This is a genomic window from Pantoea sp. ME81 (assembly GCF_903970985.1).
In the GTDB taxonomy this organism is placed as follows: Bacteria; Pseudomonadota; Gammaproteobacteria; order Enterobacterales; family Enterobacteriaceae; genus Pantoea; species Pantoea communis.
The window spans coordinates 1-12,105 of the sequence record NZ_CAJCKS010000013.1 but is presented as its reverse complement, the minus strand read 5'-3'; the positions used below and the strand labels follow the sequence as shown (position 1 = coordinate 12,105).

Genomic DNA, 12,105 nt, shown 5'->3' with positions numbered 1-12,105 from the left:
GCCGCTCGACATGGTTTCGATAAGGTTTTCGTCGGATACGTATTGATGCGCACTGCACCCAAGGAGACGTGATGACGTTCAGCAAACTGGATCAGGCCGCGCAGGAAGCGGGTATTGCGGTAGATTTTACCAATGCGAACGGTGAGCGGGTGCGCATTAGCGACGACACCAAACGTGCACTGCTGGCGGTGATGAATACGCCGGAAGGTAAAACGCCACCACTGCCACCGGTGCTGGTTTTCACTCCGCGCCGTCCGCGTCAGTGTTGCCCGCAGGGCAAAGGCGAGTTTAGCTGGCAGTTTGAAACCGAACACGGCAAAACTTACAGCGGCACGCTACAGGCGGGGGAAGCCTTCGCGTTGCCGCCGCGTCTGCCGCAGGGTTATCACCGTTTGACCCTACGGCAAGGGCGTCAGCAGTGGCACTCGCGCATCATCATCGCGCCGCGTCGCTGCTATTTATCCGAACCGCTAGCACAAGGCGAAAAACGCTGGGGAGCGCTGGTACAGCTTTATACGCTGCGATCCGAGAGTAATTGGGGGATCGGTGATTTTGGCGATCTTGCGCAAATGCTGGAGCAGATCGCCGCTCACGGAGGCGATTTTGTTGGCCTCAACCCGCTACATGCGCTTTATCCTGCGCAGCCTGACCACGCCAGCCCTTATAGCCCCACCTCGCGTCGCTGGCTGAATATGCTGTATATCGACGTTAATCAGGTGGCGGCATTCGCTCAAAGCGCTGAAGCACAGCGCTGGTGGAAACTCGCCAAAACGCGCAAGGCTGTGCAAGCCGCGCGCGCCACTGACTATGTCGATTATCGAGCGGTGGCTGAGTTGAAAATCACCGCGCTACGCCTGTCCTGGCAGCATTATCAGCCTGAGCAGGAATTCCTGCAATTTGTCGCCGAGGGCGGCGATCATCTGCGCTATCAGGCGGCGTTTGACGGCATTCTGGCAGAACGCAGCGCTCAGCAGGAGAAGGAGTGGGGTTGGGCGTCATGGCCGGAAACCTGGCGCAATGCCCATCAGCCCGAGGTGCAGCAGTGGTGTGCTGCACATGAGGACGAGATTCAATTCTGGTGTTGGTTGCAGTGGCTGGCGCAGCAGCAATTTGCCGCCTGCTGGCAGCGTAGCCAGCAGCTCGGCATGACGGTGGGATTGTACCGGGATTTGGCGGTCGGTGTGGCGCAGCACAGCGCAGAAACCTGGCAGGACCCGCAGTTGTATAAGCTGGGGGCTTCGGTGGGGGCACCGCCGGATCGCCTGGGGCCATTGGGGCAAAACTGGGCGTTGCCGCCGCTTGATCCGCATGAGATGCGCGCGCGCGGCTATCAGCCTTTTATCGATTTATTGCGCGCCAATATGCGTGATTGTGGCGCGTTGCGTATCGATCACGTGATGGCGTTATTGCGGCTGTGGTGGATTCCGTATGGCGAGACAGCAGACAAAGGCGCCTATGTGTCATATCCGGTGGACGATTTGATGGCGATTCTGGCGCTGGAAAGTCAGCGCCATCGCTGCATGGTGATCGGCGAGGATTTGGGCATTGTGCCGCCGATCATCGTTCGCATGATGCGCAGCCACGGCATTTTCTCGTGGAAAGTGCTGTTCTTCGAACAGGAGCGCGATGGCCGCTACCGCCAGCCTTCGGCTTATCCTCGACAGTCGATTGCCAGTGCCAGTACTCATGATTTACCCACATTGAGCGGATTCTGGCAGTCGGAAGATTTGGCATTGGGTGAAAAGCTCGGCATGTATCGCGATAGCGTGCTGCACTCCCTGCAACAACAGCGCACAGCACAAAAGCAGGCTTTGCTGGACGCCTTACAGCAGGCGGGGGCCATGCCTGCTCGCAGTCGTCAACCTGCGTTGAAACAACCGCTGACGCCGGCGATCAATGTGGCGATGCACCGTTACCTGGCCCTTACGGAAAGCGCATTACTGGGATTGCAGCCGGAAGATTGGCTCGGCATGACGATGCCGGTCAACGTGCCTGGCACAGTGGATGAGTATCCCAACTGGCGGCGCAAGTTATATGTCACGCTGGAAGAGATGTTTGCCGACAAAGCCGTGAAGCAAGTTCTGAAAGCGGTGAATGACGGACGCAAAGCGAGGTAGAAATCTGCGGCAGCGCGGGTGCGCTGCCGCAAGAAAATCAATAGTAAGAGTGCTCGCCGCGCTGGTGTTCAGTGAGGTCACGCACACCTTTCAGCTCAGGGAAGGCCGCCAGCAACTCTTTCTCGATGCCATCTTTCAGCGTGACGTCGATCATTGAACAGCCGTTACAGCCGCCGCCAAACTGCAGAATCGCGTAACCGTCATCGGTGATTTCCATCAGGGATACACGACCACCGTGACCCGCCAGCTGTGGGTTGATCTGCGCTTGCAGCAGATACTCCACGCGCTCAACCATTGGCGCATCATCAGACACTTTACGCATCTTGGCGTTTGGCGCTTTCAGCGTCAGCTGGGAACCGAGGTTATCGGTGACAAAATCGATCTCAGCATCTTCCAGATAAGGCGCGCTCAGCTCATCAACATAGGCTGACAGCTTTTCGAACTTCATTTCAGTATCAGTGGCTTCTACTGCATCGGGTGGGCAGTAAGAAACACCGCATTCCGCGGTTGGCGTACCCGGATTAATGACGAATACGCGAATTTGTGTGCCATCTTCTTGTTTTGACAGCAATTTTGAGAAGTGCTCTTGCGCAGCATCAGTAATAACGATCATGGCGATTGCTCAATAGTTGACTAAATTACTTGGTTATAATACGCCCAACGCCGACGCTCTACAAGGTACGACACAGGCAGCCAATATGCACGCTGGCCGCGCCTTGCGCCAGCAAAATGCGGCTGATTTCTGCCACCGTGCTTCCGGTGGTAACTACATCGTCGATGAGCAGGATATGGCGTCCGCGCACCGGCATTTCAAGGGAAAAGGCCCCGCGCAGATTCTTTTTCCGTGCCGAAGCGCGCAACGCATGCTGGACCAACCCCCGCCGTCTGCGGCGCACCCCCGCACGATATTCACAACCTAGCCAGTGTGCCAGCGGTTTTGCCAGCAGCTCAGCCTGATTATAGCCACGCTGCCAGGCACGACGCCGATGTAACGGCACACTCAACACCAAATCGATGCGCGGCGTAAGGTTATCGCGGCGACTGTTTAACAATTTTAACAAAAGGAGTCGTGCCAGCATCACTCTGAGTGCGGTTGCCCGAGAAAATTTCAGCTGGATGACCCAATCACTCAGCGGCGGCAGGTAATCACTCACGCAAGTCAGGCTGTGCCACGGCGGTGGACGACGCAGACAGCGGCCGCACCATCGGGTGCCGCTGGCCGGCAGCGCACAGCAGGGGCAGATCGCGGGCAGCGCCGGGATTTGTTGCACACAGCGGCTGCATAGCCCGTGTCTGGCAATCTGTAATGGCAGGCGGCATAGCCAACACAGGGCAGGGATTGATAGCATAGCGGCCTCTTTTCACTTTTCGGGAGTGTAACCGATGAGTTCGCTTTACTGGCACACCACAGGCACAGGCGATCGCGATCTTGTGCTGCTGCACGGCTGGGGATTGAATGCCGAAGTGTGGCAGAACATTGTTCCACGACTCAGCCCGCATTTTCGTCTGCACCTGGTGGATCTGCCTGGCTTTGGCCGCAGCCAGGGATTTGGTGCACTGACCTTAGCCGACATGGCTCAACAACTGCTTCCACAACTTCCTGAGCGTGCAGTGTTGCTCGGTTGGTCGCTGGGGGGACTGGTTGCCAGCCAGATTGCACTGACGCAGCCTGAACGTGTCACCGCGCTGATTAGCGTGGCGTCGTCGCCCTGTTTTACCGCGCACGAGGATTGGCCGGGCATCAAGCCTGAGACGCTGGAGAGCTTCCAGCAACAGCTGAGCAATGATTTCCAGCGCACCGTAGAACGTTTCCTGGCCTTGCAAACCATGGGTACGGAAAATGCGCGCCAGGATGCACGTCAGCTCAAAGATGTGGTGCTATCGCAGCCAATGCCTTCGGTCGCGGTGCTGGAGGGTGGGTTGGAGATTTTGCGACAGGACGATCTGCGTACGGCGCTGGATAATCTTGCGCTGCCGTTTATGCGTATCTATGGATCACTCGACGGCCTGGTGCCGCGTCGCATTGCGGCGGAGCTCGATGCGCGCTGGCCGGCGTCGCCATCGGTTGTGATGGAGAAGGCCGCCCACGCTCCCTTTATCTCTCATCCTGATGCGTTTTGTCAGCAAGTGCAGCAGTTTATCCACGCAGCCACATAAATTGCCACGCAGCCAGTGTCATCGGCTGGCTGCCGTCGATCTTCTCGCCGCTGATCACATCCTGAAAATGTCGCGTCTGTGGCAGATGCGTGGTGACTTCCCGGCTGCTGAGATTAAACACGCACAAGAGCCCGTCATCACTGCCTGGCGCATGTCGTCGCAACATCAGCACGGTATTTTCACTCTCCAGCAGCGTCATCGCATTATCCGGGTGGAACGCACTCTGGCGGGTGCGCAGCTGGATCAATGCGCTGAGTCGTTCATACACCTGCTGACGCAACGGGTCATCGCCACTGATCCACTGTTCCATTTCACGCAAACTGTATTTCTGGCGATTGATGGCGCGGTTGTGTCCTGCCGCGCGCACGCCTTCATTGTCGTTGCGCGATCCCAGAATGCTTTGGATATAGATCGCCGGCACGCCCGGAAAGGCGAGCAGAATGGCGTGTGCCAGCAGGAATCGGCGCAGACGCGTGTCATCGTCATCATTCTGCTGGTTGAGAGCATCGAAATAGGTGACGTTAATTTCGTAAGGGCTGGTGGTGCCATCGGGATTGTTTTTATAAGACACCAGCGCCCCTTCCAGCGCCAAATCTCGCACCAGTGCTACGATCTCCACTTCAGACAAAATACCGCGCGCAGGATTGAGGCCAATGCCATCGTGCGAGGCAAGGAAGTTGAAGAACGTGGTAGTGCCGTTACCGGTGCCCAGCGTGCTGGCCCATTGACGCAGCGCGCGTGCGGACCCTGAATGAATGGCATGGAGCACCAGCGGCGGGAGTGAAAACTGATACACCATCTGCGCTTCGTCGTGCCCGTTACCAAAATAGCTGATGTTGTCCTTGTGCGGCACATTGGTTTCCGTGACGATCACCGTGCCCGGTGCGACTTCGTTAGCGATGGCGCGAAACAGCTTCACCAGCTGGTGGGTCTTGGGCAGGTGAATACAATTTGTACCCGGCGTCTTCCACATATATCCCACTGCATCAAGGCGAACGTAATCGGCGCCTTTGTTCAGGTAATCCAGCAATACGTCGACCATGCGAATCAGCACTTCAGGAGTGGCAAAGTTAAGGTCGATTTGATCGGCGCTGAAGGTGGTCCAGATAAAGCGTGTCTCACCATCAGCCATCTCAAAGGGCGTGAGCAACGGCGAGGTGCGGGGACGCGTCACGGCGCTGAGATCGGTGGCCGGCGGCATGCTAATAAAGAAGTCGTCCCAGCCGGGATCCTGCGCCAGAAAGTGGCGAAACCATTGGCTGTGCGCCGACATATGGTTGCAGACAAAATCGAACATCAGCCGGGTTTCACTGTGCAGCGCTGCGATATGCTGCCACTCGCCACAGAGAGGATTCACCTGGTGATAATCAATCACGGAGAAGCCATCGTCGGAGGAGTAGGGAAAGAACGGCAGCAGATGCACCAGGCTGAAAGTGGATTGCAGATGCTGCTGATAGAAGCGCGAGAAGCTGGCGAGCGTGGGCTGATCGGATTCACGGAACTGATCCGCATAGCTAATCAGCACCACATCCTTTTCATCCCAGTGGGCTTTACGTGGCAGTTTAGCGGTATCTCGCGCTGCACGAATGTGGGAAAGCAGACGCTCACGTGCGGCGACGGGGAAGCGGCCTGCGTAAATCTCATCAAGTAGGGCGTTGATTATGTCCATCAGATCGTCGGGCCACGCGGAAGGTCATTTTTTCACACGGATTTTTTCAGCGTAGACGGATGAGGGGATTTATCAAATGTGTACGCGCGGAGCGAAGCTGTCTCCGCGCGTTATTCAGGGCTGGGCGTTAGCGTTTTTTGCCAAATGCTGCTGCCAGCGCATCACCCATCGCGCTATTGCCTGCAGGTGCATTGGCAGGTTTACCGCGTCCTTTGCTGTTAGCGGCGGGACGTGCATTCTCTTTGCCGCTATTGCGATTATTGCCGCCGCGCGCATTGCTCTCGCCGGGCTGTTCGTCAAGACGCATGGTGAGGGCGATGCGCTTACGCTGCATATCCACTTCCATCACCTTCACTTTGACGATATCGCCCGCTTTCACCACCTGATGGGGATCTTCGACGAACTTTTCTGACAGTGAAGAGATGTGCACCAGACCATCCTGATGCACGCCGATATCCACGAAAGCACCAAAGTTGGTGACGTTGGTGACCGCGCCTTCCAGAATCATGCCCGGCAGCAGGTCGTTCAGCGTTTCCACGCCTTCGGCAAACTGTGCGGTTTTGAACTCCGGACGCGGATCGCGCCCCGGTTTTTCCAGCTCTTTCATGATGTCGGTGACGGTTGGCAGACCAAAACGCTCGTCGGTGAAGTCGCGCGCGTTGAGATCACGCAACCCACCCGGATTGCCCATCAGCTCGCTTAGCGCCTGTTCAGTCGCGGCCAGAATACGTTCGACCAGCGGGTAAGCTTCCGGGTGCACGGTGGAGGCATCCAGCGGGTTATCGCCGTGATTGATGCGCAGGAAGCCGGCGCACTGCTCGTAAGCTTTTGGCCCAAGACGGCTGACTTTCAGCAACTGCTGGCGATTCTGGAAGCGGCCGTTCTCATCACGCCAGGTGACAATGTTCTGCGCCATCATGCGGGTTAAGCCTGCCACGCGCGTCAGCAAGGCGACTGAAGCGGTATTCAGATCCACGCCGACGGCGTTTACGCAGTCTTCCACCACCGCATCCAGCTTCTTCGCCAGTTGGCTTTGGCTCACATCATGCTGATACTGGCCGACACCGATGGATTTCGGATCGATTTTCACCAGCTCGGCCAGCGGATCCTGTAAGCGACGCGCAATGGAGACGGCGCCGCGAATGGAAACATCCAGATCCGGGAATTCCAGCGCGGCCAGTTCCGATGCGGAGTAGACCGATGCACCAGCCTCACTGACAATCACTTTCTGCGCGTTGATCTGCGAGAACTGCTTCTGCACGTCGAGGAAGAAACGCTCGGTTTCACGTGAAGCGGTACCGTTACCAATCGCCACCAACTCCACCTGGTGTTGGATGCACAGTGCTGCCACAACCGATGCGGCTTTCGCCACCTGCCCGGTGTGCGGATAGATGGTGTCATGTGCCACCAGTTTGCCGGTGGCATCCACCACGGCGACTTTCACGCCGGTACGCAGGCCCGGATCGAGGCCCATGGTGGCGCGCATGCCTGCCGGAGCCGCCATCAACAAATCGTGCAGGTTGCGGGCGAATACGTTAATCGCTTCATCTTCTGCGCGTTCGCGAATGGTGCCCATCAGTTCGGTTTCGAGATGCAGCAGCACTTTGATGCGCCAGGTCCAGCTCACCACCGCTTTACGCCAGCTGTCTGCCGGAGCATTGTTCAGACGCAGTTGCAGGTGATCGGCGATCAGCGTTTCACCGTGGCTTTCGCGCGGCGCTTCTTCGAATTGTGGATCGGCGTTCAGAGAGAGTTGCAGCACGCCTTCATTGCGACCACGGAACATCGCTAGCGCACGGTGAGAAGGAACGGTACTGAGAGGTTCGTGGTGATCGAAGTAGTCGCGGAATTTCGCGCCTTCTTCCTCTTTACCTTCCACCACACGAGCGACCAGATGCGCGTTTTTCCACAGATAATCACGCACTTTTGCCAGCAGCGTGGCGTCTTCGGCAAAACGTTCCATCAGGATATAACGTGCGCCATCCAGCGCTGCGCGCACATCGGCGACGCCTTTATCCGCATTCACATAGCTTGCAGCCAATGACTCGGGTTCCTGAGAAGGATCGCTCCATAGCGTTTCAGCCAGTGGCTCCAGGCCCGCTTCGATGGCGATCTGCCCACGCGTGCGACGTTTCTGCTTATAAGGCAGATACAGATCTTCCAGTTCAGTTTTGTTCAGCGTGCCATTGATGGCCGTGGCGAGTTCTGGGGTGAGTTTGCCCTGCTCGTCGATGGATTTCAGAATTGACTGGCGGCGATCTTCCAGCTCACGCAGATAGCCAAGGCGGCTCTCCAGCTGACGCAACTGGGTATCATCCAGCCCACCGGTCACTTCCTTACGATAACGTGCGATAAACGGCACGGTGTTCCCTTCATCCAGCAAGCTTACAGCGGCGTCAACCTGGTCGGCGCGAGCCTTCAGCTCACTTGCGATAATCTGGCTCAGTGAATCTTTCATCATCATTAACAATGCTTACACAGGGTTGGAAAACAGGGGACAGTTATACGGATTGGGGCGGCAAATTGCCAGCCGGGGACAGGTGAATCCGTCTTTTTCTGAATGCAGCGCGCACATCGCTGTGCACACCTTGCTGAGAGCAAAGCAGTCGCTTATTGTTGGCCTCTTTGCAGTAACGATACCTTGTTATCACGAGTAGACGTCATGAAAACCCAACTGATTACCCGCGAAGGCTATAACAAATTACGTGCCGAACACGACCATTTGTGGAACGAGAAGCGTCCGGAAATCACAAAAATTGTCTCCTGGGCGGCTAGCCTTGGTGATCGTTCAGAAAACGCCGATTACACCTACAACAAGCGCCTGTTACGGCAGATAGACCGCCGTGTGCGCTATCTGCGCAAATGCCTCGCCGATCTGAAAATTGTCGATTATGCGCCGCAACAGGAAGGAAAGGTGTTCTTTGGTGCCTGGGTTGAGGTGGAAAATGAACAGGGTGATGCAAAGCGATTCCGCATTGTGGGGCCGGATGAAATCTATGGCGATGCGGTTAAGGATTACATCTCCATTGATTCACCGATGGCCCGTGCGCTGATCAAGAAAGAGGTGGATGACGAAGTCGTGGTGAATACGCCGGAAGGACAGAAAGTCTGGTTTGTTAACTGCATCGAGTATGTGAAGAACCCAGAGTAAAAAAGAGGCGGAGAATAATGGCTTGGGTAAAAAAGCCTTGGGTGCAACTTATTCTCCGGTGGCGAAATGGGCTGGCGTAAAAGGGAAAGCGCCGCAGCATTGCCGCGCCTGAAAGATTTGGATTATTTGCCTGGCGTGGTCGCGGTGGTGGTCGATGTGCTGCTGGTGCCTTTGTCACCGCCGCCCATGGTTGCCAGTGCCACCCCTAACAGTGCACCCACGGCACCCACACCAATCGCGTCTGAATTGCCTTTGGCGGTAGTGGAGGCCTCGGCTCCCGCCGCTTCACCCGCGCTGGTGGCCGCATGAGCCTGAGAAAGGCTGACCAGCACCAGTACACTCAGCAAGACCGCAGTTTTTTTCATTTTTTTCTCTCCAAAGATGCGCAATATCAGCAGGAACCCTTGCAGTTTCTGAGATCGTTGTGCGGGAAGAAAGTGCTGATTAGTGTCTGATTAATCAGACTTTATTTAACACTGGCCTTATCTGGCGCGAGATGCGTATTGTTCCGAGAGCAGATGGGCACTGAAAACGAAAAGAGCCAGATATTATGCTGAGAATGGTCGCCCATCGAACGATTCTGGCCTGCCGACTTAAGCCAAATGGCCCCAAATGCTGTGATAACGAGCGGTCTTTGGCCCGGTGATCCATTTTCGAAAAGAAAACCGCGTAAATTTTCGGATTAGCGCTAAGCGGCTGGAAAGCCCCGATAAAAAGCGGGAGACAACGCGCATTTCAGGGCTTAAATTAAATATAAGCTGCTGTTTAATATGCTTTGTAACAATTTCGGCTAGAATATAAACCATTAATAACTGTCACATGCAGGCATCTTTTTTACACAATATTGACTCAGGCAATGGCGCCTTTGGGAGTTGAACAATGCAAGAGAACTACAAAATTCTGGTCGTCGATGATGATATGCGTTTGCGCGCACTGCTCGAACGCTATCTCACCGAGCAGGGCTTTCAGGTGCGCAGTGTCGCCAACGCCGAGCAGATGGATCGTCTGCTAACTCGTGAATCATTCCATTTAATGGTGCTGGATCTGATGTTGCCAGGCGAAGATGGCTTGTCCATTTGCCGCCGTTTGCGCAGCCAGAGCAACCCGATGCCGATCATTATGGTGACGGCAAAAGGCGAAGAAGTGGATCGTATCGTTGGGCTGGAAATCGGCGCTGATGATTACATTCCGAAGCCGTTTAACCCACGTGAACTGCTGGCCCGTATTCGTGCCGTGCTGCGCCGTCAGGCCAATGAATTGCCAGGTGCGCCTTCACAGGAAGAAGCGGTTATCGCCTTCGGTAAGTTCAAACTGAACCTCGGCACGCGTGAAATGTTCCGTGAAGATGAGCCAATGCCGCTGACCAGCGGTGAGTTTGCAGTGCTGAAAGCACTGGTGAGCCATCCGCGCGAACCGTTATCACGCGATAAGCTGATGAACCTGGCGCGTGGTCGTGAATACAGTGCAATGGAACGTTCTATCGACGTGCAGATTTCCCGTCTGCGCCGCATGGTAGAAGAAGATCCGGCGCATCCTCGCTACATCCAGACCGTTTGGGGTCTTGGCTACGTCTTCGTTCCGGACGGCAGTAAAGCATGAGGCGATTGCGCTTCTCTCCTCGCAGTTCGTTTGCCCGCACCCTGTTATTGATCGTTACCTTGCTGTTCGTCAGCCTGGTAACGACCTATCTGGTGGTGTTGAATTTCGCCATTCTTCCAAGTTTGCAGCAGTTCAATAAAGTCCTCGCTTACGAAGTGCGTATGTTGATGACCGATCGACTGCAGCTGGAAGATGGCACGCAACTGGAAGTGCCACCTGCCTTCCGGCGTGAAATTTATCGTGAACTGGGTATTTCGTTGTACACCAACGCAGCGGCAGAAGAGAGTGGCCTGCGCTGGGCACAGCATTACGAATTCCTTAGCGAGCAGATGGCGCAACAGCTGGGTGGCCCGACCGATGTCCGTGTCGAGGTTAACAAGAATTCCCCCGTGGTCTGGCTGAAAACCTGGTTGTCGCCAGACATCTGGGTGCGTGTGCCGTTGACTGAAATCCATCAGGGCGATTTCTCGCCACTGTTCCGCTACACCCTGGCGATTATGTTGCTGGCGATCGGCGGTGCCTGGCTGTTTATCCGCATTCAGAACCGACCCCTGGTCGACCTGGAGCATGCAGCGCTTCAGGTCGGTAAAGGCATCATTCCTCCTCCGCTGCGTGAGTATGGCGCATCGGAAGTGCGTTCCGTAACGCGAGCCTTTAACCAGATGGCGGCGGGCGTCAAACAGCTTGCCGATGACCGTACGCTGCTGATGGCGGGTGTCAGTCATGATTTGCGCACCCCTTTAACACGCATTCGTCTCGCCACCGAGATGATGAGTGAACAGGATGGCTATCTGGCCGAGTCGATCAATAAAGATATCGAAGAGTGCAACGCCATCATCGAGCAGTTCATCGACTATCTGCGTACAGGGCAGGAGATGCAGACCGAACGCGCCGATCTCAACAGCGTGTTAGGCGAAGTGGTGGCGGCGGAAAGCGGCTATGAGCGTGAGATCGAGAATGCGGTGATGCCGGAAGAGTTGATGCTGGATATCAACCCGCTGTCAATTAAGCGTGCCGTGGCGAATCTGGTGGTGAATGCCGCGCGTTATGGTAACGGCTGGATCAAAGTCAGCAGCGGTCAGGAACTGAATCGCGCCTGGTTCCAGGTGGAAGATGATGGTCCGGGTATTAAGCCCGATCAGCTTCAGCATCTGTTCCAGCCTTTTGTACGTGGCGATAGCGCACGCAGCACCAGCGGCACCGGCTTAGGGTTGGCGATTGTGCAGCGTATTATCGACGCGCATGAAGGCTCGCTGGAGATCGGTGAGAGCGAGCATGGCGGATTGCGCATTCGCGCGTGGTTGCCGATACCGGAGAATAACGGTACGGCATTAGTCAGCACGCATCATAGTTAACGCTTCGCTCAGATAAATGTGGAGCGATGACTGTTTCGCCTGCAGGCATCCGCGACT

Annotated in this window: 10 protein-coding genes; 5 read left to right on the top strand and 5 right to left on the bottom strand. The window is 55.9% G+C overall.

What is annotated here, in order from left to right; translation table 11 throughout:
* Positions 1-71 precede the first annotated feature (71 nt).
* The gene (malQ, locus tag H7A81_RS04120) at positions 72-2,117 is read left to right on the top strand and encodes a 4-alpha-glucanotransferase (RefSeq protein ID WP_182056807.1); all 2,046 of its coding nucleotides are present in this window, start codon (positions 72-74) and stop codon (positions 2,115-2,117) included.
* A 37-nt stretch (positions 2,118-2,154) separates the two neighbouring features.
* Here the strand turns inward: malQ and nfuA are convergent, their stop codons facing one another.
* Together nfuA and gntX are read right to left on the bottom strand one after the other, a co-directional pair.
* A complete protein-coding gene (nfuA, locus tag H7A81_RS04115) occupies positions 2,155-2,730 on the bottom strand; it encodes a Fe-S biogenesis protein NfuA (protein ID WP_034819678.1) in 576 nt (191 codons plus the stop codon).
* Positions 2,731-2,788: 58 nt separating this feature from the next.
* Complete coding sequence (gntX, locus tag H7A81_RS04110; protein WP_166936592.1) at positions 2,789-3,466, bottom strand: DNA utilization protein GntX; 678 nt, start codon at positions 3,464-3,466, stop codon at positions 2,789-2,791.
* A 34-nt stretch (positions 3,467-3,500) separates the two neighbouring features.
* On the opposite strand from gntX, the gene bioH reads away from it, so the two are divergent.
* The gene (bioH, locus tag H7A81_RS04105) at positions 3,501-4,274 is read left to right on the top strand and encodes a pimeloyl-ACP methyl ester esterase BioH (RefSeq protein ID WP_166936590.1); all 774 of its coding nucleotides are present in this window, start codon (positions 3,501-3,503) and stop codon (positions 4,272-4,274) included.
* Here the strand turns inward: bioH and H7A81_RS04100 are convergent.
* Together H7A81_RS04100 and H7A81_RS04095 are read right to left on the bottom strand one after the other, a co-directional pair.
* Entirely contained in the window at positions 4,255-5,943 is a 1,689-nt protein-coding gene (locus tag H7A81_RS04100) for an alpha-amylase family glycosyl hydrolase (protein WP_182056806.1), read from the bottom strand. The genes bioH and H7A81_RS04100 overlap by 20 nt on opposite strands.
* A gap of 127 nt (positions 5,944-6,070) precedes the next feature.
* Positions 6,071-8,401: a Tex family protein gene (locus tag H7A81_RS04095; protein ID WP_166936601.1), complete on the bottom strand. Its 2,331-nt coding sequence runs from the start codon at positions 8,399-8,401 to the stop codon at positions 6,071-6,073.
* Positions 8,402-8,605: 204 nt separating this feature from the next.
* Here H7A81_RS04095 and greB point away from each other — a divergent pair, with 204 nt between their 5' ends.
* A complete protein-coding gene (gene greB, locus H7A81_RS04090) occupies positions 8,606-9,094 on the top strand; it encodes a transcription elongation factor GreB (protein WP_097119380.1) in 489 nt (162 codons plus the stop codon).
* A gap of 122 nt (positions 9,095-9,216) precedes the next feature.
* Here the strand turns inward: greB and yjbE are convergent, their stop codons facing one another.
* Positions 9,217-9,459, bottom strand: coding sequence for an exopolysaccharide production protein YjbE (gene yjbE / locus H7A81_RS04085; RefSeq protein WP_182056804.1), 243 nt, complete (start codon positions 9,457-9,459; stop codon positions 9,217-9,219).
* A gap of 514 nt (positions 9,460-9,973) precedes the next feature.
* Here yjbE and ompR point away from each other — a divergent pair.
* A complete protein-coding gene (ompR, locus tag H7A81_RS04080; RefSeq protein WP_001157751.1) occupies positions 9,974-10,693 on the top strand; it encodes a two-component system response regulator OmpR in 720 nt (239 codons plus the stop codon).
* A complete protein-coding gene (gene envZ, locus H7A81_RS04075) occupies positions 10,690-12,048 on the top strand; it encodes a two-component system sensor histidine kinase EnvZ (RefSeq protein WP_058960579.1) in 1,359 nt (452 codons plus the stop codon). Before ompR ends, envZ begins: the two co-directional genes overlap by 4 nt.
* Positions 12,049-12,105: the final 57 nt, after the last annotated feature.

Excerpts from the sequence above, each read along its gene's own strand:
- malQ (WP_182056807.1), top strand. The coding sequence starts at position 72 with ATGACGTTCAGCAAACTGGATCAGGCCGCGCAGGAAGCGGGTATTGCG.
- nfuA (WP_034819678.1), bottom strand. The coding sequence starts at position 2,730 with ATGATCGTTATTACTGATGCTGCGCAAGAGCACTTCTCAAAATTGCTG.
- gntX (WP_166936592.1), bottom strand. The coding sequence starts at position 3,466 with ATGCTATCAATCCCTGCCCTGTGTTGGCTATGCCGCCTGCCATTACAG.
- bioH (WP_166936590.1), top strand. The coding sequence starts at position 3,501 with ATGAGTTCGCTTTACTGGCACACCACAGGCACAGGCGATCGCGATCTT.
- H7A81_RS04100 (WP_182056806.1), bottom strand. The coding sequence starts at position 5,943 with ATGGACATAATCAACGCCCTACTTGATGAGATTTACGCAGGCCGCTTC.
- H7A81_RS04095 (WP_166936601.1), bottom strand. The coding sequence starts at position 8,401 with ATGAAAGATTCACTGAGCCAGATTATCGCAAGTGAGCTGAAGGCTCGC.
- greB (WP_097119380.1), top strand. The coding sequence starts at position 8,606 with ATGAAAACCCAACTGATTACCCGCGAAGGCTATAACAAATTACGTGCC.
- yjbE (WP_182056804.1), bottom strand. The coding sequence starts at position 9,459 with ATGAAAAAAACTGCGGTCTTGCTGAGTGTACTGGTGCTGGTCAGCCTT.
- ompR (WP_001157751.1), top strand. The coding sequence starts at position 9,974 with ATGCAAGAGAACTACAAAATTCTGGTCGTCGATGATGATATGCGTTTG.
- envZ (WP_058960579.1), top strand. The coding sequence starts at position 10,690 with ATGAGGCGATTGCGCTTCTCTCCTCGCAGTTCGTTTGCCCGCACCCTG.